This window comes from Laedolimicola ammoniilytica (assembly GCF_025567165.1).
Taxonomy (GTDB): Bacteria; Bacillota; Clostridia; order Lachnospirales; family Lachnospiraceae; genus Laedolimicola; species Laedolimicola ammoniilytica.
The window spans coordinates 1-24,223 of record NZ_JAOQKC010000004.1; the positions used below are offsets into that span (position 1 = coordinate 1).

The following is a 24,223-nucleotide window of genomic DNA, read 5'->3' on the forward strand; positions in this document are numbered from 1 at the left end:
TCTTGTAAAAGAATTCTGTCGATAACCGTTGACCTTTTAGTATAAAAGGCTGACGGTTATTTTTCTATACACTGTTTTATTTGACGCTTACAAAAAAACTATTAGTTTTTTAGAGAAAAAACTTATCGTAACATTGACAACTATACTTGTCAATGTTATGATAATGATGACAAGAAAAGTTGTCAAATACAAAGGAGAGCTGAACATTATGCCGTTATTAAATCGATTGAAGGAATACCGCTCCCGGCTGAATCTGAATCAGACGGAGCTGGGGAAGAAGGCGGGGGTGTCCCGGCAGACGATCAGTCTGATTGAACGGGGCGATTATTCGCCATCGGTGACATTGGCTTTGAAGCTGGCGATGATTTGCGAGGTACAGGTAGAGGATATTTTCCGGTATAAGGAGGATGGGGAAGATGAAAGAGAAGAAAACGAATAGCTATAAAAATGGTCTGAAGATTATTGCGGTTGCGATGGTGATAGGAGGCATATTGGGTGGCGTTTCCGGAGGCATTTATGAGGCAGCCAAAGCGTACGGAATCGGAATTGACATGGCGGGAATCACTGTGCTGATTCAAAGCGTGCTGGCACCGCTTCTGGGAATTATTTTTGCAGGATCTGTGATTCTGGGGGAGACCAGTTACCGGAGGCTGAAAGCGACCTGTGAAAAGCAGCAGACAGCGGAGGATGAAGAATGCGATCGGCTGGAATATGAGGAAGAAAAAGAAGGGGCCTTTGGAATGAATGTAAGTGTGGTATCTCAGGTACTCAGTATTCTGGTTTTGACCTTCGGCTACTCTATGAAGTATATTACAAGCGACGGCCATGCATTTCGTTTCCTGGCAGCTTGCATCGTGTTTATCGCCTGCTTTATCTATGAGTATTTCTGGCAGATTCGTTATGTGAAGCTGCTTCAGAAGACCCATCCGGAGAAAAAGGGAGAACCGTCTTCACTGAAGTTTCAGGAGCAGTGGCTGGAGAGCTGCGATGAAGCGGAGAAAGAGATTATATACCAGAGTGCTTACAAGGCCTATATGACGGTGAATCGGACGATTCCGGTTCTGCTGGTGGGAACGATGGTAGCGAATTTGTATTTTGATACAGGGATGTTTGCAGTGGTAGTAGTATCCGTTATCTGGCTGCTGACGCAGTTTACATATTCGCATTACTGTATAAAGCTGAGAGAAGCGAGGGCGTTGGTCAGATAAAAGAAATCTCTTTCCCGAACACACATTTTGTGTTAGAATGGAATCCGAGGTTTGAATGTATGGAAAAGAGAACGACAATCGGAATCCTGGCCCATGTGGACGCAGGAAAGACAACTTTGGCGGAAGCCATGCTTTACCGGTGCGGCGCCATTCGGAAGGCGGGCCGCGTGGATCATGGCGACGCCCATATGGATACACACAGTCTGGAGCGGGCCAGAGGCATTACGATTTTTGCAAGCCAGGCGCAGCTTCAGCTGGGGGACTGGAAAGCGGCGCTCTTAGATACGCCGGGACATGTGGACTTTTCGGCAGAGATGGAGCGTACCCTCTGGGTGCTGGATTACGCCATCCTGGTGATCAACGGCGCGGATGGCGTGCAGGCCCATGTGCGTACCCTCTGGAAGCTTTTGCGGCAGTACCGGATTCCGGTTTTTCTATTTGTCAATAAAATGGATCAGCCCGGAACGGATCGAGCGGCGCTCCTGGCGGAATTGAAGGACGCGCTGGACGGACGCTGTGTGGATTTTACGGCGGATCGGGCCAGGACGGATATCTGGGAAGATGTGGCGGTCTGTGACGAGGCGTTACTGGAGAAATTCCTGGAAGAGGGAACGCTGAGCGCGGAAAGTATTGCCCATCAGATAAAGAAGCGGCAACTTTACCCCTGTTATTTTGGTTCGGCTTTGAAGGACGAAGGTGTGCAGGAGTTCCTGGATGACATGGCGCGCTATATGGAGCAGCCGATGTATCCGGCGGAATTCGGCGCCCGTGTATACAAAATTGGCCGGGATGAACAGGGAAATCGCTTAAGCTATCTGAAAGTGACAGGCGGTTCCCTGAAGGTAAAACAGCTCATTCGGGGCGAGACAGACGGCGAGAGCTGGGAGGAGAAGGCAGATCAGATTCGGCTATATTCCGGCGGCAGCTTCGAGGCTGTGCAGGAGGCACCCGCGGGTACGGTCTGTGCCGTGACAGGTCTTTCCAGAACTTGGGCTGGTGAAGGCATGGGAATGGAAGGAAGAGGCCCAGTTCCCGCACTGGAGCCGGTTCTGACGTATCAGCTTCTGCCTCCGGATGGCTGCAATCTTCAGGAACTTTTACAGAAGCTTCGCAGGCTGGAGGAAGAACTCCCGGAGCTCCATGTGGTCTGGCAGGAAGAACTCTCGGAGATTCACGTGCGGGTGATGGGCGAGGTACAGATTGAGATTTTGAAGAGCCTGATACAGGAGCGCTTTGGTGTTCCGGTGGAATTTGGCGCAGGCAGTATCGTATACAAAGAGACCATTGAAAATGTGGTGGAGGGCGTGGGACATTTTGAGCCCTTGCGTCATTATGCGGAGGTACATTTGCTTCTGGAGCCGGGCGAGCGGGGAAGCGGCCTGGTGTTTGAGAGCCGGTGCAGTGAAGATGTGCTGGATCGGAACTGGCAGAGACTGATTCTGACACACCTGGCCGAGCGAAGCCATCCGGGCGTGCTGACAGGCTCTGAGATCACCGATATGAAGATTTCGCTGGTGGCGGGTCGTGCCCATGCCAAGCATACGGAAGGCGGCGATTTCCGCCAGGCCACCTACCGGGCGGTGCGGCAGGGACTGAAGCAGGCGAAAAGCGTACTTCTGGAGCCTTTCTATGAGTTCCGGCTGACGATTCCGGCGGATAAGCTGGGACGGGCCATGACGGATATTCAGAAGATGACTGGTACTTTCTCCGAGCCGGAAAATGAGAACGGCCAGATGGTATTAAAGGGGAGTGCGCCGGTATCACAGATGCAGGGATATGCGGCGGAGGTAACTGCCTACACCCGGGGACTGGGACATCTGTCCTGTGCCCTGAAGGGTTACGGCCCTTGCGCAAATGCGGACGAGGTGATCGCGGCCATGGGCTATGATTCCGAGGCGGATATTCTGAATCCCACCGGTTCAGTATTCTGCGCCCACGGCGCGGGCTTTTATGTGCCCTGGAACCAGGTCTTTTCCTATATGCAGGTGGATGGTGTGCTGCGGCCAAAGAAAGAGCCGAAGGAAGCGGGACTTGAGACAGCCAGAAGAAGCCAGTCGTCTCTGGGCGCGGTGGATCCGAAGGAACTGGATGCGATCTTCGAGCGGACCTACGGCCCGATCCGGCGGGATCGCCAGGGCGTGGGCCGTGTGGAGCGCAGCTTCCGGAAGGAGCCGGAGGATACCGGAAAACGGGAAATTAAGCTTCGCAAGAAGGAAAAGGAATACCTTCTGGTGGATGGATACAACATCATTTTCGCCTGGGAGGACTTGAAAGCTCTGTCAGAGATTAACATGGAAGCTGCCAGAGGAAAACTCATGGACATCCTGAGCAATCTGCAGGGTGCTCTGGGCTGCACCCTGATTCTGGTCTTCGATGCCTATCGGGTCGAGGGTGGCACGAGGGAGATCTTCAAGTATCACAACATTCATGTGGTGTATACAAAAGAAGCCGAGACGGCAGACCAGTATATTGAGAAGACGGTTCACGAGCTGGGACGGAAGTATCAGGTGACGGTAGCCACCTCAGACGGCCTGGAGCAGGTGATTATCATGGGCCAGGGAGCCAGCCGACTTTCTGCGTCAGGCCTACGGGAACTGGTGGAGGTGACCGGAAGCGAGCTTCGGGAGACCATGGAGCAGAAGCCGGCAGGTGGCAAAAACTACCTGTTTGAAAATCTGTCCGATGAGGTACGCGGCTGGATAGAGGAAATTTTGTCTGCAGAGGAATGATATTCAGCGGAAGAAAAACAGAGTATCCTAAGAGAAAATCAGATTCAGGAGTGAATTTTTACATGAATAAAAAAGAAATTGCGGAAATCAAAAAGCAGTTTACGCCCCAGAACTGTGCGCTGACCAGACTCTGCGCCTGTTATGTGGACGGCGAGAAGAATAAAAAAAGTGAGATGAAGGAAGCCTTTCTCTCCCAGTCGGAGGAGGAGTGCTTTAAGTATTTTGAGATTTTTCGGAAGAGCCTGTCCGGCACGGTGGGAAAGAACCTGGTCAATCTGGAATTCCCGCTGGACGCGGAGATGGAAGGTGGGCAGCAGGAATTTTTGCTGAAGCTTCGTGACAGTAAGCTGAAAGACGACGTGCTTCTGGAGCAGTTTTATGATAAAATCATAGAGACTTATGAATATGGCGAGAATTATCTGATTCTGCTGGTACACGGCATGTACGATGTGCCGGGCAAGGCCTCAGATAATGAGGAGATGTTTGATGCTTCCGACGAGGTATATGAATATCTGCTCTGCACCATTTGTCCGGTGAACCTGTCCAAGGCGGGCTTAAGCTACGATGCGGAGAGCAATCGTTTCGCTTCCCGTGTCCGGGACTGGCTGGTGGAGCTGCCCATGGCAGGCTTTCTGTTTCCGGCCTTTCAGGATCGGAGCACGGATTTACATAGTATGCTTTACTATTCCAAGAACGCGGAGGAACTGAAGGATGATTTCGTGGAAGGCATGTTCGGCTGCGGTACGCCGCTGACAGCGGCAGACCAGAAGGACACCTTCAATGCCATGATTGAAGAGACTTTGGGTGAAGAATGCGACTACGTGGCAGTCCGCAATATCCACGAGAAGCTGTATGAGATGGCTGAGGAGAAAAAGGATGAGCCAGAGCCTCTGGTGCTGAGCAAGGCTGAAGTGAAACACCTTTTTGCCGAGAGCGGCGTGGAAGCAGAGAAGATGGAAGAGCTCGAGGAGCGCTATGAGGAATCTTCCGGAGCAAATACGGAGTTCCTGGCATCCAATGTAATGAATACCAGAAAATTTGAAATCAAGGCTCCGGATGTGGTGATTCAGGTGAATCCGGAGCGCACGGATCTGGTGGAGACCCGTATCATCGACGGCAGACAGTGCCTGGTGATTCCGGTGGACGACCGTGTGGAAGTAAATGGAATTTCGGTTCGCACCATGCGCAGCAGCTGTGGCGGACAGATGAGTGAAGGAGAGGAATAGGCATGCGGGAACAGCTGACGAAGCAGGATGTGGAAAAAATTCAGCAGGAAATCGAGCACCGGAAGCTGGTGGTCCGGAAAGAGGCCATCGAAGCGGTCAAGGAAGCCCGGGCGCATGGAGACCTGAGCGAAAATTTCGAATATTACGCGGCCAAGAAGGACAAAAATCAGAATGAAAGCCGGATCCGCTATCTGGAGAGAATGCTGCGGACCGCGAAAGTGGTGGAGGACCATTCCAAGGCAGACGAGGTCGGCATGGATACCAAGGTTCTGCTCTACTACGAGGATGAGGACGAGACCGAAGAGGTCAAGATCGTCACATCCATCCGGGGCAATTCTCTGGAAGGCCGCATCAGTATCGAGTCGCCACTGGGCAAAGCCCTGCTGGGCCATAAAGTCGGCGATCGGGTCCACGTACAGGTGGGAAATGGCGGCTACGACGTGGAGATCCGCGCCATCGACAAGGACGGCGGCGAAGAGGAAAGTATCAGGAAATTCTAAAGGTCCGCACCAGATAAATACAAAGAAAAACGGGGAAATGTTATGAATACGACGACCATGGTTCCATTTGTCAAATGGGCCGGCGGCAAGCGGCAGATGCTGGAGCAGCTCTATATCCGTATGCCGGATACTTACAATGCATATTACGAGCCCTTCGTGGGCGGCGGGGCGCTGGTGCTGTCCCTGGCGCCGGAGGGAGCCCACATCAACGATATCAATCAGGAGCTGGTTCACACCTACACCGAGATCCGCGACCATCTGGACGCGATTCTGGAGAAGCTGATGGAGCTTGACAAGGTCACCTGCACCCGGGAATTCTATTACGACATGCGAAGCAGCTATAATGAAAAGCGCTTGAGCCATTCTTACGACACAGAGATGGCAGCCCTGTTCATTTATCTGAATAAACACTGCTTCAATGGCCTCTACCGGGTCAACACAAAGGGAGAGTTTAACGTCCCTTGGAACCAGAAGCAGTCGGTCCGCTCCATGGATATGGAGAATATCAAGGCTATTTCTGCTTATCTGAAGTCAGTGACCATCACCTGCCAGGATTTCGAGCAGGCTCTTACAGAGGCAAAAGCGGGCGATTTCGTCTATTTTGACAGCCCCTATGCGCCCCTGAATCCCACATCCTTTGATTCCTACACCAAGGAAGGATTTACCGAGGAAGAGCATCGCAGACTGGCTGCTTTGTTCCGGAGATTGACGGAAAAAGGCGTGTCCTGTATGCTGACCAACCACAACACGGAGCTGATTCAGGAGCTGTACGAGGGTTTCCTGATCGAAGAGATCGACGTGCGCCGCGCCATCAATTCTGACCCGAAGAAGCGCCGGGGCAAGGAAGTTATTATTCGAAACTACGGGGAAGCCATCAAGCCGAAGCGCAGAACCCGGAAGAAATGAGAAAAGGGGTGCGGCACTGCGCCTTGTCAAGCAGTCCGGCTTCTGGTAAAATAGTAAGAAATGATGCCGTGACAGGTTATCGGAAAGAGGGACATAGGTTATGAGTACAGATAATCGATTGATGATAAAAAATTTACAGAAACTGGAGCATTTTTATGTTCTGATTTCCAAGGCAACGAATCTGCCTTATGCAGAGTGTGATGCGGAGACCTTTGACGATCAGGTGGCAATTTTTGAACATGAACAGGACGCGAAGGATTACGCGGAGAAGCTGGAGGAACAGCAGTATCCGACAGTGGTGACAGAGATTGTAAAGGATAAGATGTCCGCTTTTTATACCGGCCTTTACCTGACCGGAATCAACCGGGTGGCCTTCCACAATGGTTCCGGCTTCTGCTATCTGGATCTGAGCAGTGTGGTAACCGTGAAAAAGCCGGAGCAGAAGGACAATATGCCGCCGGTGATGAACGATTCCCTGCAGTTGACGGCTGTATATTTTTTACAGGAACTGAGACGGTCAAATCAGAATACGCCGGATCCGGAGCGGACCGCCCGTTTACGGGAGATGGAGCAGGAGCTGATCGCAAATCTGAAGCGTTCCCGTTTTGTGCTGGCAATTGATATTACCGATGTGAAGGGACCGCTGGATCTGACCAAGCCGAACCCGGATGTAAAGGTTCCCTATCTGAAGAATCCGGCAGGCGACATCATCCAGCCGATTTTCTCAGACCTGTGGGAGTTTGAAAAATTCCGCCAGAAGAATCCCCGGAAGCTGCAGGCGCTGGCCGCGCCTTTCCAGAAGCTGGTTCCGCCGCTGATTCAGAATGCCAAGGGCTTCGCACTGAACCCGGCAGGCTTCAATCTGCTGCTGCAGAGGGACAAGGTGGAAGCGCTGGCGAAACAGCAGTAATCATTTCAGAGTGCGTAGAACGCATAAACGAGTATGCAAACGAAAGGGAGCAGCCATATCATCATGGCCGCTCCCTTTCATTTGCCTTCGAAATGATTAATAAACTTATTTATACATTAAAACGGAACAGAATTACGTCGCCGTCCTTCACCACATAATCCTTACCCTCCAGACCTACCAGGCCCTTCTCCTTGGCTGCGGAGTAGCTGCCGCAGTCCAGCAGATCCTGATAGTTTACCACCTCGGCACGGATAAAGCCACGCTCGAAGTCAGAATGAATCTTGCCGGCTGCCTGGGGCGCCTTGGTGCCCCGGGTAATGGTCCATGCGCGGGTTTCGGTTTCTCCGGCAGTCAGGTAACTGATCAGGCCCAGCAAGTGATAGCTTGCGCGGATCAGCTTGTCCAGACCGGATTCTTTTAATCCCAGATCTTCCAGGAACATGGCCTTTTCATCGTCATCCAGTTCAGAAATTTCTTCTTCAATCTGAGCGCAGATAACGAATACTTCGCTGCCATTCTCAGCTGCGTACTTTCGAACGGCTTCCACATGGGGATTGGACGCGCCGTCGTCGGCCAGATCGTCCTCGCCTACATTGGCTGCGAAGATCACCGGCTTGTAGGTTAGCAGGTTATAGCTGTTGAGCCATACCTGTTCATCCTCGTCGTCAGTGGTGAAGCCGGACGCCATTTTTCCATCCTCCAGCCAGGCCTTCAGGCGGTTCAGAAGTTCCAGCTCCTTAGCCAGCGCCTTGTCATTGCGGGCGCCGCGGACCGTCTTGGAGATACGGCGTTCCAGAATCTCCAGATCGGAGAAAATCAGTTCCAGATTAATCGTCTCAATGTCGCGGATGGGATCCACACTGCCGTCTACATGGATGACATTGGGATCCTCAAAGCAGCGGACTACATGTACGATAGCGTCTACTTCGCGGATATTGGCCAGAAACTGATTGCCCAGGCCCTCGCCCTTGGACGCGCCCTTTACCAGTCCGGCGATGTCCACGAACTCAATGACAGCCGGAGTTACTTTAGCAGAATGGTACATATCTGCCAGCAGTCCCAGACGGGCGTCCGGTACTGCAACCACGCCCACATTGGGATCAATGGTACAGAATGGGTAGTTGGCGGATTCTGCGCCAGCCTTAGTCAGGGAATTAAACAGGGTACTCTTGCCGACATTCGGCAGACCCACAATACCTAATTTCATTTTATCTATATCCTCCTTAACACGTTCTTCTCTTCAAACATTCACAGTATACTATAGCATACCCGGATGAAAATGTAAATTCTCAGATTAAAATAGCCTAAATAGGTTTCAATGCGCATAAAATAGGCCAAGAAAGCGATTTTACATGCGGGAGGAAACACCTTGAAAAGTCTGATCTTATCAGTCATGGAGCAGTATGGATATCCCGGGCTCTTTTTCCTGATTTTCCTGGAAAATGTGTTTCCGCCGATTCCCTCGGAGGTGATTCTGCCCTTTGGTGGGTTTCTGACCATCCATACATCCTTGCATATTCCGGGAGTGGTGTTTTTTGCCACATTGGGATCTTTGGCAGGAGCTGTGGTGCTTTACGGAGTGGGCGCGTTGCTGAACCGGGAACGTCTGACGAAGCTGGTGGATGGAAAGGTTGGGAAGATTCTCCGCCTGAAGGGGGAAGATATCGCGAAGGCGGACGCCTGGTTCCGGAGTAAGGGGCGGATTACGGTCTTTTTCTGCCGTTGTGTCCCGGTGGTGCGAAGCCTGATCTCAATTCCGGCAGGCATGAGCCGGATGAAATTTTCCTTATTTTTTCTGTACACCACGGCGGGCACTCTAATCTGGAATATTCTTCTGGTATCTCTGGGTGCGTTCATGGGTGAATCCTGGGAATATATCGCCTGGCTGGCGGGGGAGTATTCCCATGTGATGCTGATTGTACTGGGAATCAGCGCTTTGAGTGGGGGGATCGGCTTTTATATAAGAAGAAAAACTTAAGGAATTCTGAAGAATTATGTAAAAGGATGGAAAAACAGAACAGGATATCGCAATAAAACAACAATATCTTGTGTATGTAAAAACAATAAAAAACAAGATATTGTTGTTTTGCGTTTGTGCAAACTACACAGAAAAAGGTCTTGCTTTTTGGGAAAAATTAAGATATTATTAATTCATGAGTGGTGAAGAGTGGTGGAAAGTGGTTTTAACGTGCATTTAAGTGGTGAATCAGGAACCAAAACCGATGAAAGTGGGGTGACGCTATGTTCCGGGGCGAATACAACCATACGGTAGACACCAAGGGCAGGCTGATCATTCCTTCAAAGTTTCGGGAGAAGCTCGGTGACGAGTGTATCGTGACCAGAGGGCTGGATGGCTGCCTTTTCGTATTTCCCATGAAAGAGTGGGAAAGCTACGAAGAGAAGCTGAAGCAGCTCCCTATGACCAATAAGAATGCGCGTTCCTTTGTACGTTTTCTGACCGCAGGCGCCACTTCCTGTGAATTTGACAAGCAGGGAAGAGTACTGATTCCGGCGACCTTACGAAAGTTCGCGGGGATCGAGAAGGACGTTGTACTGGCCGGACTCCTGAACCGTATCGAGATCTGGAGCGAGGAGAAGTGGAACGAGAACAACAATTACGAAGAGATTGACATGGACGAGATTGCAGGTCAGCTGACAGAGCTTGGTCTGGATATTTAACAAAAAGGGGAAAACATGGAATTTTCACATGTATCCGTCTTACTGCATGAGACGATCGAACAACTGCATATCCGTCCCGATGGAATATACGTAGACGGCACGCTGGGCGGCGGCGGACATTCTTACGAGATCTGTAAGCAGCTTTCCGACAAGGGAAGGCTCATCGGCATCGATCAGGATGCGGACGCTATCGCGGCAGCGGGAGAGAGACTGAAAGAATTCGGCGATCGGGTGACGATTGTCCGGAGCAATTACTGTAATATGCGCCGGGAGCTTCAGAACCTTGGCATCAACCATGTGGATGGTATCGTGCTGGATCTGGGAGTTTCCTCCTATCAGCTGGACGCCGCAGATCGGGGCTTCACCTATCGGGTGGACGCGCCCCTGGACATGCGTATGGATCAGCGTCAGACGAAGACAGCCCGGGATATTGTCAACGGCTATACGGAGCATGAGCTCTACCGGGTCATCCGGGATTACGGCGAAGAAAAGTTCGCGGCCAATATCGCCAAGCATATCGCGGCAGCCCGGGAGAAAAAGCCCATTGAGACCACAGGCGAGCTGACTGAGATCATAAGAGCAGCGATCCCGGCGAAGATCCGGGCAGTGGGCGGCCATCCGGCCAAGCGGACCTTCCAGGCGATCCGCATCGAGCTCAACCAGGAGCTGGAGGTACTGAAGAATTCGCTGGACGATATGATAGAGCTGCTGAATCCGGGCGGCAGAATCTGTGTGATTACCTTCCATTCCCTGGAAGACCGGATCGTAAAGACTATATTTAAAACCAATGAAAATCCCTGTACCTGCCCTTCTAACTTTCCTGTGTGTGTGTGTGGTAAAAAACCGAAGGGCAGGTCACCGATTAGAAAGCCGATTGCTCCGAGTGCGGAGGAGCTGGAATACAATAAACGATCCAAGAGCGCGAAGCTTCGCGTCTTTGAGCGGATCGGGAGTCAGGAAGCGTAAAAAATGGCAGAGATCAGAAGCATTTATACAAAAAAAAGAACAGAGAGAAGAACGGACGCGGACAGACGGCAGAGCGCCTGCGTGGAGGGCGCGACGGTCCGGAAGCTCCGGGAGCCGGAGCGGCGGCAGAGCCGGGGAAAGCAGCTTTCCGTCCAGACCTCCCGCAGAACAAAGCCGGAGCAGCGTATGGGTATCGGCTATGTCCTGTTCCTGGCGGCGGCCCTGGGCGTGGCCATGTGGGTCTGCGTAGGATACCTGCAGCTGCAGGCGGACAATACCGCCCGGGCCAAGAATATCGCGGCTCTGGAGACACAGCTTTCCACGCTGAAGGATGAGAACGATGACGAATACAACCGGGTGACCACTTCTGTGGATCTGGAGAAGATTCGGGATATCGCAGTCAACGAGCTTGGCATGGTATACGCAAATGAGGATCAGGTAGTACTTTACGACAACGAGGGGAGCGATTACGTAAAGCAGTATGCCGACATTCCGAAGGACCAGAGCGGACTTAAGGGAGTGCTTGGCACGATTAGCAGGTGAGTAATTTGAACAATCGTACAGAGAAAAAAAGAAAAACGAGAGCGCAGATGCAGGCGCTGCTTACCAACCGTATGAAGCGTAAGCTGGCGCTTGTATTTGCGCTCATTGTACTTGCTCTGATTGGAGTAAATGTGAGACTGGCCTACATCAATAAGACCAGCGGAGATAAGTATACAAAGAAGGTGCTGGCCCAGCAGGATACCAACAGTGTCGTCCTGCCCTTCCGACGGGGCGATATTCTGGATCGCAACGGCACGATTCTGGCCACCAGCGAGAAGGTCTACAATCTGATTCTGGATCCGAAGGTACTGTGGCAGAATCAGGACAAGGAGGATGCGGATAAGGACTGCGTGGAGCCTACCATTAAGGCGTTGGTGCAATATTTTGAGCTGGATGAACCGGAACTCCGCACGACCCTGGAGGACAGGAAGGACAGCAGCTACGTCATTTTGAAAAAGCAGCTGAGCAAGGACGAGATTGCGGATTTTAAGGCGGTCCAGGAGGATAAGGAGGCCGGAAGCAAAATCAAGGGCGTCTGGTTCGAGGACGCCTATATCCGTCGGTATCCCTACAATTCCCTGGCCTGTCATGTGCTCGGATACACCGTCTCGAGCGAGCAGGGGCAGAGCGGCATTGAGGAGGAGTACAACAGCGCATTGAGCGGAACCGACGGCCGCAGCTACAAATATCTGAACGAGGATCTGGAGCAGTCCACCTCTGTGAAGAAGGCGACCGACGGTAATACTGTGGTATCCACTGTCGACGCGACCCTGCAGGGCATCGCGGAGAAATATATCGACAAATTTATCGAGGATTATACCAATAAAAATGTGGAGGGACCGGCGGCCAAGAACATCGGCGTGCTGCTGATGAATCCCCAGAACGGCGAGATCCTGGCCATGGCGGGCGACGTGGATTTCGACCTGAACAATCCCCAGGACCTGGTGGCCAACGGATATCTGACCCAGGAAGAGGTGGACGCCATGTCTGAGGATGAGCAGTTAGACGCCAAGAACCAGATGTGGCGGAACTTCTGTATCAGTGACGGCTATGAGCCCGGTTCTACCGTAAAGCCCATGACTGTGGCGGCAGCTCTTGAGCTGGGTGTGGTGAATGATTCCACCACCTTCCTCTGCGATGGCGGCCAAGTCATCGTACAGGGTCAGCCCAAGATCAAGTGCGCCAAGAAAACCGGCCACGGTATTATTTCCCTGGAAGGATCACTGATGTTCTCCTGCAACGACGCCCTGATGCAGATGGGCGCCATGATAGGCTATGACAATTTCCTGAAATACCAGCAGATCTTTAACTTCGGTCTGAAGACCAATATTGATCTGCCCGGTGAGACGAACAATGCATCCACTGTATTTACCAAAGATACGATGGGTCCGGTAGAGCTGGCGACCAGCTCTTTCGGTCAGGGCTTCAATACTTCCATGATCCAGGTGGCTTCGGCTTTCTCTTCGGTTATCAATGGCGGCTATTATTATCAGCCCCATGTGGTGAAGAAGATTCTGAACGCGGAGGGCGGCACCGTGGAGACTGTGAATCCGGTGCTGGTGCGTCAGACCATTTCCAATAAAACGTCTTCCCTGATCCGTCAGTACCTGTATCATACTATGTATGGAACCGCGGATGCCAATGGCAATAATCCTACCGGTAAAAAGGCCCGTGTGGCAGGCTACACCATGGGCGGCAAGACTGGAACAGCTCAAAAGGTTCCCCGTTCTGCCAGAAAATACCTGGTGTCCTTTATCGGCTTTGCGCCGGCGGACAATCCCCAGGTGGTCTGCTATGTGGTGGTGGACGAGCCCAACGCAGACAGCCCGGCTACTCAGGCCAGCAGCGCCTTTGCCCAGGAGATTTTCAAGAATATTATGAAAGAGGCGATGCCATATCTGAACATCTACGCGACAGCGGAGATTCCGGAGGATATGAAGGAGGAGGTGGCAGCCGAGGAGGCGGCCAACGCGGAAGAGGCAGCCAAGGAAGAAGTGGCAGAGGAAGAGGTGCCTGTGGAGGAAGGCACGTTAGTGGATCCGAACACCGGTGAGACCGTGAAGATGCCCACCGAGGAAGAGGTGGAGGCCGAGGGAGACACCGGCGAGCTGAACGGCTATGAAAGCCCGATTCTGCCCGAGGATGGAAGCACCCCGGCTGAGACAGAATAAATTCAGAGACCCCATAATAGGTTGTAACAAACCGATTATGGGGTTTTTATGAAAGAAAGAGAACCGAAAAGCAGGACCTACAACCGGAAAAAGCTGAGCCTGGTGTTTTGTGTCTGCGTATTGCTGCTGATAGGACTGGTAGTGAGGCTCGTAAGGCTCATGGTCTTTGAGGCGGACTATTATCAGGAGCTGGCGGAAGATCTGCACCAGCGGGAGCGGAGCATCAAGGCAGCACGGGGCCGGATACTCGATCGGAACGGCACGGTGCTGGCCTCCAACCGAACCGTGTGTACCGTGTCAGTGGTACATAGCCAGATCCGGGATCCGGAGGGTGTCATCGAGGCCCTATCCCGGGAACTGGATTTGCCGGAGGAGACGGTTCGAAAAAGGGTGGAGAAATACAGCTCCATCGAGCGTATCAAGGCAAATGTGGATAAAGAGACCGGCGACCGCATCCGGGCTCTGGAGCTTAAGGGGGTTAAGATAGATGAGGATTATAAGCGGTCGTACCCTTACGGTTCCCTGGCTTCCAAGGTTCTGGGCTTTACCGGCAGCGATAACCAGGGCATTATTGGCCTGGAGGTCCGGTATGATACGTATCTGCAGGGGCAGAACGGTACCATTCTGACCTTGACCGACGCCCGGGGAATCGAGCTGGCCGACGCAGGCGAAGAGCGCGTGGAGCCGGTTCCGGGCGCAGATCTGAGAGTCAGCCTGGACTACAATATTCAGCTCTACGCGGAGCAGGCGGCGAAGAAGGTCCGGGAGGAAAAGCAGGCCACCTATGTGTCGATTCTGGTGCTGAATCCCCGGAACGGCGAAATCTACGCCAATGTCAATGTACCGGAGTTTGATTTGAACAATCCCTATGATCTGACGGACTATCTGGCAGGGACGGCTCAGGATCCGGCGACACTTACGGAAGAGCAGAAGCAGGATCTTCGCAATCAGATGTGGCGGAATCAGAGCATCAACGACACCTACGAGCCCGGATCCATTTTTAAAATTGTCACAGCTGCGGCCGCGTTGGAAAAGGGTGTGGTCAGCCTACAGGACAGATTCAGCTGTCCGGGTTTTCGTATGGTGGAGGATCGGCGGATCCGCTGCCATAAGGTGCGGGGGCACGGAAGCGAGACCTTTGTACAGGCCATTGAGAATTCCTGCAATCCGGCATTCATTGACATTGGCCAGCGGGTGGGAGCTGAGGATTTCTGCGGGTATTTCCGGCAGTTCGGGCTCATGGAGAAGACTGGTATCGATCTGCCCGGCGAAGCCAATATTATCATGCATAAGCTGGAAAATATTGGGCTGGTAGAGCTGGCAACTATGTCTTTCGGCCAGTCCTTTCAGATTACGCCCATGCAGATGGCGGCGACGGTCAGCTCCATTGTAAACGGCGGCAGGCGGATCACGCCCCATTTCGGCGTGGCCATCGAAAATCAGGAGGGAAAGGTTCTGAAAAAATTGTCCTGGCCAAAAGGAAAACAGGTGGTGCGGCCGGAGACTTCCGAAATCATGCGATTCCTGCTGGAAAAGGTGGTATCAGAGGGTGGCGGAAAAAAGGCGTACATCGAGGGCTGCCGCATCGGTGGCAAGACGGCCACGTCCCAGACCCTGCCCAGGGGGACGAACAAGTACATTTCCTCCTTCATCGGCTTTGCCCCGGCGGATAATCCTGAGGTATTGGCCATGTGCATCATCCACAATCCCCAGGGCGTCTACTACGGCGGCACCATCGCCGCTCCGGTCATAAGAGATGTCTTTACGAATATTCTTCCCTATCTTGGCATTGAAAAAACGGAAGAAAAGGCTTATACTACAGAATAGTCGTAAGAGAAATAATAGAGAGGTAAAAGTTATGAATTTGAAAACACTGATATTTCCGGTTCTGATTTCCTTTGTCATCAGTGCGGCCCTGGGACCCATCGTGATTCCGCTGCTCCGCAAAATGAAGTTCGGTCAGACAGAGCGCGAGGAGGGCCCCAAGAGTCATCTGAAAAAGACGGGAACCCCCACCATGGGCGGCGTCATGATTCTGACGGCCATCATTGTCACATCCCTGATTTACGCGAAGGATTATCCGAAGATTATTCCGATTCTTTTTGTGACCGTGGGCTTCGGCATCATCGGATTCCTGGATGATTATATTAAGATTATTCTGCACCGCTCCGAGGGACTGACGCCTGGACAGAAGATGTTCGGCCAGTTCCTGGTGACCGGCGTGTTCATTTTCTATTATTATAAAATGACCGGCGGGGACATGGCCATGCTGATTCCCTTCTGGCCGGGGCATTATCTGCATCTGGGCTGGCTTGCCATTCCGGTGGCTTTCCTGGCCATCATCGGAACAGTCAACGGCGCCAACTTCACGGACGGTCTGGACGGCCTGGCTGCCAGCGTTACAGTGCTGATTGCGGTATTTTTCACGGTGGTAGCAGTGGGAACGCAGAGCGGCATTCACCCGATTACCTGCGCGGTGGTGGGAAGCCTGATGGGCTTTCTGCTCTTCAATGTATTCCCGGCCAGCGTCTTCATGGGTGACACTGGCTCCCTGGCTCTGGGCGGCTTCGTGGCGGCCACGGCCTACATGATGGATATGCCGATTTTCATCCTGATCGTGGCGCTGATTTACTGGGTGGAGATTCTCTCTGTCATGATTCAGGTAACTTACTTTAAGATGACCGGCGGAAAGCGTATCTTCCGGATGGCGCCGATTCATCATCATTTTGAGCTGGGCGGCTGGTCCGAGACCCGGGTTGTGGCGGTATTTTCTATCGTGACGGCACTGCTGTGCCTGGTGGGCTTACTGGCGCTTTAAGGAGGATATGAAAAATGATTACGGATAAGAAGATAGTAGTGATTGGCAGCGGCGTCAGCGGCGTCGGAGCCGTGAAGCTTCTGGAGGCAGCGGGCGCAGTGCCGACCCTCTATGACAGCAATGAAAAACTGACCGGGGCGGAGGTACGCGGACGACTCCCCGAGGGCAGCAAGTGCAAGATTGTGCTGGGCGCATTCCCGGAAGAACTGAAGAAGGAGACCGAGCTGGTAGTCTTAAGCCCGGGCGTGCCGGTGGATTTGCCGCTGGTGGAGGAGCTGCGGGCAAATGGCGCAACCATCTGGGGCGAGGTGGAGCTGGCTTACCATTTTGGCAAGGGCAGAATTGCGGCAATTACCGGAACAAACGGGAAAACTACCACAACTACCCTGGTTGGCGAAATCTTTAAGAGTTATTATCCGGAGGTCTTTGTGGTGGGCAATATCGGAACCGCCTACACCCAGGAGGCCCTGAAAATGACCGGGAACAGCGTGACCGCTGCGGAAATCAGCAGCTTCCAGCTGGAGACCATCGAGAATTTTCATCCGAAAGTCAGCGCTATTCTGAATATTACGCCGGATCATCTGAATCGTCATCATACGATGAAATGCTATATAGAGACAAAAGAGAAGATTGCGGAAAATCAGACCAGGGACGATACCTGTGTGCTGAACTATGACGACGAGGAGACCCGCCGCTTCGGCGAGACCTGCAAGGCTTCGGTTCTGTATTTCAGCCGGGAGCATATACTGGATCAGGGCGTGTATCTGGATGGAACGGCGATTGTGTATGCGGATGAGGCTGTTCGGACAAAAATTTGCGATATATCGGAGCTGAAGCTTCTCGGAACCCATAATTATGAGAATGTGATGGCGGCTGTGGCCATTACAGCAGCCATGGGCGTACCGTTCCCCTATATCCGCGAGACAGTCATCAACTTTACAGCCGTAGAACACCGCATCGAGTTCGTGGCGGAAAAGAAGGGCGTCGCTTATTACAACGATTCCAAGGGAACGAATACCGATGCGTCCATCAAGGCCGTGCAGGCCATGAATCGTCCTACCATCGTCATCGGCGGCGGTTACGACAAGCATGTGACCTTCGACGACTGGATCGAGTGCTTCGGCGATAAAGTGAAATGGCTGGTTCTGCTGGGCCAGACCGCCAATCAGATTGCCGAAACTGCGAAAAAGCATGGCTTTACCAACATCGTATTTACCGGGAGCCTGGAAGAGGCAGTGCAGGTCTGCGCCGACAAGGCAGAGAGCGGCGACGCGGTGCTGCTGTCTCCGGCCTGCGCAAGCTGGGGGATGTTCGATAACTACGAGCAGAGAGGAAGAATGTTCAAAGATTACGTCCGTGCGCTTCCTGAATAAAAAGAGCGAAAAAGTATGAATCAGGCTGAAGCTGTAAGAAAGTGATTCAGGTGTGAGTAAAGCAGAGTGTAAAAGGCTCAGGACGGAGGTATTATGACAGGTCCGGATTCCGCCGGAAAAGAGAAGAAGCAGAGAAACGGGGCTCCCGATTACGGGCTCTGCCTGGTGGTGCTTATTCTGGCGGGATTCGGACTTGTTGTGCTTTACAGCACCAGCGCCTGGAACGGTCAGGTGAAATTCGCTGACCCGGCTTATTATCTGAAAAAACAGCTGCTGGCCACGTCCCTGGGGCTGGCGGCCATGTACGCGGTATCCTGTATCGACTTTCGAAGGTGGAAAAATCTGGCAGTCCCGGGTTATCTGATTTCCCTGGTTCTGCAGGCGGCCGTGCTGTTCTTCGGCGATGAATATAACGGATCCAAACGGTGGCTGTCCATCGGCCCACTGTCCTTTCAGCCTTCGGAGTTCGCCAAGGTAGCGGTCATCGTATTGCTGGCCCGGGTCATCAGCGGCCGGGGTAAAAAGATCGTGACCCTGTGGCAGATGCTGGGCGTCATGCTGCCGACCCTGCCGCTGGTGGGCCTGGTGGGAACCAATAACTTAAGTACCGCGATTATCATTATGGGCATTGCTGTGATCCTGATTTTTGTGGCCAGTCCCGGGTATCTCCGGTTTGTTTTCATTGGCGCGGGCGGCGCAGGCTTTCTGGCCGTGTTCCTGAGCCTGGAATCCTATCGTCTGGAGCGGCTGGCTATCTGGCGGCATCCGGAGGCTTACGAGAAAGGCTATCAGACCATGCAGGGTCTCTACGCCATCGGATCCGGCGGGCTCTTCGGCGTGGGTTTCGGCGGCAGCCTTCAAAAGCTGGGCTTTGTGCCTGAGGCCCAGAACGATATGATCTTTTCCATTGTCTGCGAGGAGTTCGGCCTGGTGGGGGCCGTGCTTCTGATGTTGCTTTTTGTGCTGCTGGTCTGGCGGCTCTACAGCATCGCCCTCCATGTGCAGGATTTGTTCGGATGCCTGGTGGTGACCGGCATCATGGGCCACATCCTGATTCAGGTGATACTGAACATCGCCGTGGTGACCAACACGATTCCGAACACAGGCATCACTCTGCCCTTCGTCAGCTATGGCGGTACCTCGGTTTTATTTCTTCTGTCGGAAATGGGGCTTGCGCTGAATATATCCCGCAGTCACCCCCACGGGGAGCACGGCATATGTTAATGGTATAGCAGAGACGGGGAGCGGACTTATGGATTATCTGGATATCGAGGGCGGTCGGCCCTTACAGGGAGAAGCGCGCATTCAGGGCTCAAAAAATGCGGCGCTTCCGATACTTTCCGCGGTTCTGCTGCACCGGGGCCTGACAGTGCTCAGAAACTGCCCGGATATCACGGACGTGGCGGCCATGTTGGAGCTCTTAAAGGGCTGCGGCTGTCGGGCGCGCAGAGAGCGCGGGACTGTGATTCTGGACGCCCGGGATCTGAAATCCCTGCAGACAGAAGGCGCTTATGCGGAGAAAATGCGTTCTTCGATCATGCTGCTGGGAAGCCTTCTCGGGCGGCTGGGAGAGGTACGCCTGCCTTATCCGGGCGGCTGTGTTATCGGAAAACGGCCTGTGGATATCCATATTGCGGCCCTTCGGCAGATGGGCGCGGAAATAGAATTGGAAGAAAATGGAATCCACGCAACTTGCCAAAAACCACATGGCGCGGAAATTCATCTGCCCTTTCCCAGTGTGGGCGCGACGGAAAATGTAATCCTGCTGGCCGTAAAGGCCGAGGGTGAAACCATCCTCCACGGCGCGGCCCGGGAGCCGGAGGTCGGCGAGCTCTGCCGTTTCCTGCGAAGCGCGGGCGCACGGATCCGGGGCGAGGGGACAGACTGCATTGTGATAGAAGGAAAGCAGGAGCTTCACGATACGGAATTTACGGTGATGCCCGATCGGATCGTGGCCGGAACCTATATGCTTCTGCTGGCAGCCACAGGCGGCAGTATCCGGCTTTGGGAAGTGCCGGTGGAGCAGCTTACCAGCCTGTGGCCGGTGCTTGGATCGATGGGTGTAGATGTACGAACCGAAGGAGACCGGGTATCCCTCGCCCGGCAGAGAAGAAAGCCCTGCTGTCTCACAGTGGAGACTGCGCCCTACCCGGGTTTCCCGACGGATCTGCAGTCGCCTCTGCTGGCGGCACTGGCCGGACTGCCCGGAGAGAGCCGCATTACCGAGCGGGTCTTTGAAGCTCGTTTTAAGATCGTGGAAGAGCTTCGGAAAATGGGTGCGGACATCACCCTTCATGGGGAAACGGCATGGATTCGGGGAAAGACACTGCAGGGAGCGTCCCTCGCCGCAAGAGAGCTTCGCGGCGGCGCGGCCCTCTGTATCGCAGCGGCCGGGACCTGTGGGGAAAGCCGCATCTCCCAGTACCCCTTTATCGCCAGAGGCTACGAAAATATAATCAGGGATTTGCAAGGGCTTGGAGTTGTGATACACTAGACAAAACAAAGACTTATCAGGTGAAAAGCATGTTAAAATTTCGGGAACGTGAAAAAATAAAAGTGAGGAAACGAAGAGGAAAGGGTCTGCTGACAGCAATTTTGGTGCTGCTGGTACTGGCCCTTTTGGCTGTCGGTGTCATCAGCCTGTTTAAAATCCGGAAAGTGGAGATCACCGGCAACAGCTTTTACAGCGCCCGGGAGATTCAGGAACGGATCATTACCGATCGGTATACAGAGAATTCGCTCTATCTCTATTTGAAATACAAGTATTTTAATAAAGAGGAGATTCCATTTGTCGATAAGATCGAGGTGAGCCTCCAGGGTCCCGGCAAGGTGAAGATCCGGGTCTATGAAAAGAGCGTCATCGGCTACGTGACCTATATGGGTTCGAATTTTTATTTTGACAAGGACGGCGTGGTGGTGGAGAGCTCTGTCGATGTGAAGGAGAATATTCCCTGCATTTCCGGTGTCCGGTTCACTTCCCTAGCCATGTACCAGAAGCTGGCTGTGGAGGATGATAAAATATTCAGCCGTATCCTGAATATCACCCAGCTGCTGAAAAAATACGAGCTGAGCCCGGATAAAATCGAGTTCGGAACGGATCTGACGCTGGCCCTGTATTTCGGGGACGTGAAGGTGGCCCTGGGAAGCAGCGGCGATCTGGAGAACAAGATGGGACGACTGCACGATATTTACAGCGATTTAGAGGGCCTTTCCGGTACCCTGCACATGGAAAATTATACTGCAGATTCCAAATTTATCAGTTTCGAAAAGGCTGATTCGACAGAGTAACGGCGAAATCCCGACCCTTCATCATAGAATGCGCGGACAGACGACGTATAGAAAAAATTAATTTTGGAAATGTTATAAATAGGGTTGATTAATTTCGGGAAAAAAGTTATCATGTATAGTATGAGAAAAATTGGAAGTTCCATGCCCGCAGGCGTGGTTTCATAAAAAATAGACTGGAAAACAGGAGGGCAAGATTTTGCTTGAAATTATGATGAATGATGCGGAATCCGCAGCCAGAATTATCGTGATTGGAGTCGGCGGAGCCGGCAATAACGCGGTAAACCGGATGATAGACGAGCAGATCGCAGGAGTAGAATTTATCGGGGTCAATACGGACAAGCAGGCGTTGCAGTTCTGCAAGGCAGAGCGGGCCATTCAGATCGGCGAGAAGCTGACCAAGGGACTGGGTGCCGGAGCCAAGCCGGAGATCGGCGAGAAGGCTGCAGAGGAGAGCATTGAGGAGATCAAAGAAGCCATCCAGGGCGCGGACATGGTATTCGTAACCTGTGGTATGGGCGGCGGCACCGGTACCGGTGGAGCGCCGGTCATCGCGCGGCTGGCCAAGGATATGGGAATCCTGACTGTCGGCGTCGTAACCAAGCCCTTCCGTTTTGAGAATAAAGTGCGTATGAAGAATGCGTTGGAAGGAATTCAGAAGCTGAAGGAGAGCGTAGACACCCTGATCGTGATCCCGAATGACAAGCTGCTGGAGATCGTAGATCGCCGTACCACCATGCCGGACGCGTTGAAAAAGGCGGACGAGGTACTGCAGCAGGCAGTACAGGGAATCACCGACCTGATCAATCTGCCGGCCCTGATCAATCTGGACTTTGCGGATGTACAGACCGTTATGACAGACAAGGGAATCGCACACATTGGTATCGGTTCCGGCAAGGGCGACGATAAGGCTCTGGACGCAGTGAAGCAGGCTGTGGCCAGCCCTCTTCTGGAGACTACGATCGTGGGTGCTTCCCATGTTATTATCAATATTTCCGGAGATATCTCCCTGATGGATGCCAACGACGCTGCAAGCTATGTACAGGAGCTGGCAGGCGATGACGCCAATATCATCTTTGGTGCGATGTACGATGATACATACACCGATGAAGCCACCATCACTGTCATTGCCACCGGACTGGATGAGAACAGCAGCACCAAGGTTCTGCCGAAGAATAGCAGCTTTGGAAAGATGCCGTCCGCGGCTCCGAAGACAAGCTTTGAGTCTTCCACGCAGAGTGGCACACAGAACGTTACTGAGCAGCCCGTATTTAAGCCCATGCCGGGATTGAATATTCCGAAGCGCCCGGAGAGCAGAGTGGCGGAGACGGAGATTAAGATTCCGGAGTTCTTACAGAGAAATAAATAAATAAATAAAGAGACCTACAAAAAGCCGTGGCGATTTGCTTCCACGGCTTTTTCCATGAGAGACATAAATGGAGGAGGAAAGCATGAATACCATTACCGTAGAGGAATTGATGAAGCTGAATCCTGAGACCGTGACCATCCTGGATGTGCGGCCGGAGGATGAGTATCGGAGAGGCACCTTTGAAGGGGCTGTCAGCATGCCCATGAAGGCGATTCCGGAGCGAAAGGACGAGATCCCGAAGGAAAAACCGGTCTATCTGCTCTGCCACACTGGCGAGCGCAGCATGGAATATGTGGATTACCTGGAGCATCAGGGCTATGACGCCTGGAATGTGGAGGGCGGCTACCGCGCCTACCTTCGCATACAGCTGACCAGCTTTGTGCAGGAAGAGGACGCCCGCAAGGAAAAGACTGCGGAAATCGAGCGCAGCATCATTAAGAAATTCCGGAAACCCATCTGGCGAAAATTCACCCAGGCCATTACCGACTACGACCTGATTCAGGCCGGGGACAAGATCGCGGTCTGTATCTCCGGTGGCAAGGATTCCATGCTGATGGCCAAGCTCATGCAGGAGCTGCAGCGCCACGGCAAATATCCCTTTGAACTGGTATTCCTGGTGATGAATCCGGGCTATAACGCGGACAACTGGAAAATCATCCAAGACAACGCAAAAGTACTTGGAATCCCGCTGACGGTCTTTGAGAGTGAGATTTTCGACATCGTGGCCGGTGTAGACCGCAATCCCTGCTACCTCTGCGCCCGCATGCGCCGGGGCAACCTCTACGCCGAAGCCAAGGCCCTTGGCTGCAATAAGATCGCCCTGGGACACCATTTTGACGACGTGGTAGAGACCATCCTGATGGGCATGCTCTACAGCGGCAAGATCGAGACTATGATGCCGAAGCTCCACAGCAAGAACTTTGAGGGCATGGAGCTGATCCGACCCATGTACAAGATCAAGGAAGAGGACATCAAGGGCTGGCGCGACTATCACAAGCTCCATTTCATCCAGTGCGCCTGCCGCTTCACTGAGAACTGCGCCACCTGCGGCGGCGAGCGTGGCTCCAAGCGCGACGAGATGAAGGAACTGATGAAACAGTTCCGCGCCACCAGCGACGTCATCGAGTCCAACATCTTCCAGAGCGTCCACAACATCAACCTGCGGACGGTCATCGGGTACCATAAAGATGATGAAGTGTATAACTTCTTAGACGATTACAATGAGCGATAGACGGAACATAGTAACCGTCTTAAACCAACAGAAGATAGAAAAATTCCCCTCTCACCGGGGTTAGCTTGTTTTCCGCAGCTTTCGTTTGCGCTGGCAGCGCCTGAAGGAGCCACTGTCTGAGGCCCTTTAGGGCCGAGTTTGGCGGTCAGGCGCGAATAAGCCGCGCGAACGAAAGCAGGAAAACAATGCGTCCCGGTGAGAGGGGAATTTTTCTATCTTCGTCTGTTAACCCTGTCGAATCCTGTCCGATAAATCTATCCCCCATCTTCCACATAGTTACAAATTTCGCAGTCCACCTTCCCTATAATG

Annotated in this window: 21 protein-coding genes; 20 read left to right on the forward strand and 1 reads right to left on the reverse strand. The window is 52.9% G+C overall.

The window, feature by feature from the left end; all coding sequences use genetic code 11:
• The first annotated feature begins 208 nt into the window (after nucleotides 1–208).
• The 7 genes from OCV63_RS03715 (at nucleotide 209) to OCV63_RS03745 (ending at nucleotide 7,479) form a co-directional block, all read left to right on the forward strand.
• Complete coding sequence (locus OCV63_RS03715) at nucleotides 209–439, forward strand: helix-turn-helix transcriptional regulator (RefSeq protein ID WP_158362088.1); 231 nt, start codon at nucleotides 209–211, stop codon at nucleotides 437–439.
• Entirely contained in the window at nucleotides 417–1,208 is a 792-nt protein-coding gene (locus OCV63_RS03720; protein WP_262670630.1) for a DUF3169 family protein, read from the forward strand. The genes OCV63_RS03715 and OCV63_RS03720 overlap by 23 nt, the downstream gene beginning before the upstream one ends.
• 59 nt (nucleotides 1,209–1,267) lie before the next feature.
• Nucleotides 1,268–3,937 carry a translation factor GTPase family protein gene (locus OCV63_RS03725; RefSeq protein WP_158362090.1) on the forward strand — a complete coding sequence of 890 codons (2,670 nt, stop codon included), beginning with the start codon at nucleotides 1,268–1,270 and terminating at the stop codon, nucleotides 3,935–3,937.
• A 62-nt stretch (nucleotides 3,938–3,999) separates the two neighbouring features.
• Nucleotides 4,000–5,163 carry a DUF4317 domain-containing protein gene (locus OCV63_RS03730; protein ID WP_158362091.1) on the forward strand — a complete coding sequence of 388 codons (1,164 nt, stop codon included), beginning with the start codon at nucleotides 4,000–4,002 and terminating at the stop codon, nucleotides 5,161–5,163.
• A 2-nt stretch (nucleotides 5,164–5,165) separates the two neighbouring features.
• The gene (gene greA / locus OCV63_RS03735) at nucleotides 5,166–5,663 is read left to right on the forward strand and encodes a transcription elongation factor GreA (protein WP_158362092.1); all 498 of its coding nucleotides are present in this window, start codon (nucleotides 5,166–5,168) and stop codon (nucleotides 5,661–5,663) included.
• Nucleotides 5,664–5,705: 42 nt separating this feature from the next.
• Complete coding sequence (locus OCV63_RS03740) at nucleotides 5,706–6,569, forward strand: DNA adenine methylase (RefSeq protein WP_158362093.1); 864 nt, start codon at nucleotides 5,706–5,708, stop codon at nucleotides 6,567–6,569.
• Nucleotides 6,570–6,669: 100 nt separating this feature from the next.
• Entirely contained in the window at nucleotides 6,670–7,479 is an 810-nt protein-coding gene (locus OCV63_RS03745; RefSeq protein WP_158362094.1) for an SseB family protein, read from the forward strand.
• 109 nt (nucleotides 7,480–7,588) lie between these two features.
• Here the strand turns inward: OCV63_RS03745 and ychF are convergent, their stop codons facing one another.
• Complete coding sequence (gene ychF / locus OCV63_RS03750) at nucleotides 7,589–8,686, reverse strand: redox-regulated ATPase YchF (RefSeq protein ID WP_158362095.1); 1,098 nt, start codon at nucleotides 8,684–8,686, stop codon at nucleotides 7,589–7,591.
• Between the two features lie 162 nt (nucleotides 8,687–8,848).
• Here ychF and OCV63_RS03755 point away from each other — a divergent pair, with 162 nt between their 5' ends.
• From OCV63_RS03755 to OCV63_RS03815, 13 genes are all read left to right on the forward strand, one after another.
• Entirely contained in the window at nucleotides 8,849–9,457 is a 609-nt protein-coding gene (locus OCV63_RS03755; RefSeq protein WP_158362096.1) for a DedA family protein, read from the forward strand.
• A gap of 263 nt (nucleotides 9,458–9,720) precedes the next feature.
• Complete coding sequence (gene mraZ, locus OCV63_RS03760; protein WP_158362097.1) at nucleotides 9,721–10,158, forward strand: division/cell wall cluster transcriptional repressor MraZ; 438 nt, start codon at nucleotides 9,721–9,723, stop codon at nucleotides 10,156–10,158.
• 15 nt (nucleotides 10,159–10,173) lie between these two features.
• A complete protein-coding gene (gene rsmH / locus OCV63_RS03765) occupies nucleotides 10,174–11,124 on the forward strand; it encodes a 16S rRNA (cytosine(1402)-N(4))-methyltransferase RsmH (RefSeq protein ID WP_158362098.1) in 951 nt (316 codons plus the stop codon).
• A gap of 3 nt (nucleotides 11,125–11,127) precedes the next feature.
• Entirely contained in the window at nucleotides 11,128–11,667 is a 540-nt protein-coding gene (locus OCV63_RS03770) for a hypothetical protein (protein WP_262670631.1), read from the forward strand.
• A 5-nt stretch (nucleotides 11,668–11,672) separates the two neighbouring features.
• The gene (locus OCV63_RS03775) at nucleotides 11,673–13,838 is read left to right on the forward strand and encodes a peptidoglycan D,D-transpeptidase FtsI family protein (protein ID WP_262670632.1); all 2,166 of its coding nucleotides are present in this window, start codon (nucleotides 11,673–11,675) and stop codon (nucleotides 13,836–13,838) included.
• 48 nt (nucleotides 13,839–13,886) lie between these two features.
• Entirely contained in the window at nucleotides 13,887–15,665 is a 1,779-nt protein-coding gene (locus OCV63_RS03780) for a peptidoglycan D,D-transpeptidase FtsI family protein (protein WP_158362099.1), read from the forward strand.
• A gap of 31 nt (nucleotides 15,666–15,696) precedes the next feature.
• The gene (mraY, locus tag OCV63_RS03785; protein ID WP_158362100.1) at nucleotides 15,697–16,656 is read left to right on the forward strand and encodes a phospho-N-acetylmuramoyl-pentapeptide-transferase; all 960 of its coding nucleotides are present in this window, start codon (nucleotides 15,697–15,699) and stop codon (nucleotides 16,654–16,656) included.
• Nucleotides 16,657–16,670: 14 nt separating this feature from the next.
• Nucleotides 16,671–18,029, forward strand: coding sequence for a UDP-N-acetylmuramoyl-L-alanine--D-glutamate ligase (gene murD, locus OCV63_RS03790; protein ID WP_158362102.1), 1,359 nt, complete (start codon nucleotides 16,671–16,673; stop codon nucleotides 18,027–18,029).
• A 93-nt stretch (nucleotides 18,030–18,122) separates the two neighbouring features.
• Nucleotides 18,123–19,253, forward strand: coding sequence for an FtsW/RodA/SpoVE family cell cycle protein (locus tag OCV63_RS03795; protein WP_158362104.1), 1,131 nt, complete (start codon nucleotides 18,123–18,125; stop codon nucleotides 19,251–19,253).
• A gap of 28 nt (nucleotides 19,254–19,281) precedes the next feature.
• Nucleotides 19,282–20,523, forward strand: a complete 1,242-nt coding sequence (gene murA / locus OCV63_RS03800; protein ID WP_158362110.1) for a UDP-N-acetylglucosamine 1-carboxyvinyltransferase — start codon at nucleotides 19,282–19,284, stop codon at nucleotides 20,521–20,523.
• A 29-nt stretch (nucleotides 20,524–20,552) separates the two neighbouring features.
• A complete protein-coding gene (locus tag OCV63_RS03805; protein ID WP_158362112.1) occupies nucleotides 20,553–21,317 on the forward strand; it encodes a cell division protein FtsQ/DivIB in 765 nt (254 codons plus the stop codon).
• 196 nt (nucleotides 21,318–21,513) lie between these two features.
• On the forward strand, nucleotides 21,514–22,683 hold the full coding sequence (gene ftsZ, locus OCV63_RS03810) for a cell division protein FtsZ (protein ID WP_158362114.1): 1,170 nt from the start codon (nucleotides 21,514–21,516) through the stop codon (nucleotides 22,681–22,683).
• Nucleotides 22,684–22,765: 82 nt separating this feature from the next.
• Nucleotides 22,766–23,914 (forward strand): PP-loop family protein, encoded by a 1,149-nt coding sequence (locus OCV63_RS03815; RefSeq protein WP_158362115.1) that lies wholly within the window; start codon nucleotides 22,766–22,768, stop codon nucleotides 23,912–23,914.
• The last annotated feature ends 309 nt before the right edge of the window (nucleotides 23,915–24,223 follow it).

Bases quoted from the DNA above. Each gene is read 5' to 3' on its own strand.
- OCV63_RS03715 (WP_158362088.1), top strand. From the start codon at position 209: ATGCCGTTATTAAATCGATTGAAGGAATACCGCTCCCGGCTGAATCTG.
- OCV63_RS03720 (WP_262670630.1), top strand. From the start codon at position 417: ATGAAAGAGAAGAAAACGAATAGCTATAAAAATGGTCTGAAGATTATT.
- OCV63_RS03725 (WP_158362090.1), top strand. From the start codon at position 1,268: ATGGAAAAGAGAACGACAATCGGAATCCTGGCCCATGTGGACGCAGGA.
- OCV63_RS03730 (WP_158362091.1), top strand. From the start codon at position 4,000: ATGAATAAAAAAGAAATTGCGGAAATCAAAAAGCAGTTTACGCCCCAG.
- greA (WP_158362092.1), top strand. From the start codon at position 5,166: ATGCGGGAACAGCTGACGAAGCAGGATGTGGAAAAAATTCAGCAGGAA.
- OCV63_RS03740 (WP_158362093.1), top strand. From the start codon at position 5,706: ATGAATACGACGACCATGGTTCCATTTGTCAAATGGGCCGGCGGCAAG.
- OCV63_RS03745 (WP_158362094.1), top strand. From the start codon at position 6,670: ATGAGTACAGATAATCGATTGATGATAAAAAATTTACAGAAACTGGAG.
- ychF (WP_158362095.1), bottom strand. From the start codon at position 8,686: ATGAAATTAGGTATTGTGGGTCTGCCGAATGTCGGCAAGAGTACCCTG.
- mraZ (WP_158362097.1), top strand. From the start codon at position 9,721: ATGTTCCGGGGCGAATACAACCATACGGTAGACACCAAGGGCAGGCTG.
- rsmH (WP_158362098.1), top strand. From the start codon at position 10,174: ATGGAATTTTCACATGTATCCGTCTTACTGCATGAGACGATCGAACAA.
- OCV63_RS03770 (WP_262670631.1), top strand. From the start codon at position 11,128: ATGGCAGAGATCAGAAGCATTTATACAAAAAAAAGAACAGAGAGAAGA.
- OCV63_RS03780 (WP_158362099.1), top strand. From the start codon at position 13,887: ATGAAAGAAAGAGAACCGAAAAGCAGGACCTACAACCGGAAAAAGCTG.
- mraY (WP_158362100.1), top strand. From the start codon at position 15,697: ATGAATTTGAAAACACTGATATTTCCGGTTCTGATTTCCTTTGTCATC.
- murD (WP_158362102.1), top strand. From the start codon at position 16,671: ATGATTACGGATAAGAAGATAGTAGTGATTGGCAGCGGCGTCAGCGGC.
- OCV63_RS03795 (WP_158362104.1), top strand. From the start codon at position 18,123: ATGACAGGTCCGGATTCCGCCGGAAAAGAGAAGAAGCAGAGAAACGGG.
- murA (WP_158362110.1), top strand. From the start codon at position 19,282: ATGGATTATCTGGATATCGAGGGCGGTCGGCCCTTACAGGGAGAAGCG.
- OCV63_RS03805 (WP_158362112.1), top strand. From the start codon at position 20,553: ATGTTAAAATTTCGGGAACGTGAAAAAATAAAAGTGAGGAAACGAAGA.
- OCV63_RS03815 (WP_158362115.1), top strand. From the start codon at position 22,766: ATGAATACCATTACCGTAGAGGAATTGATGAAGCTGAATCCTGAGACC.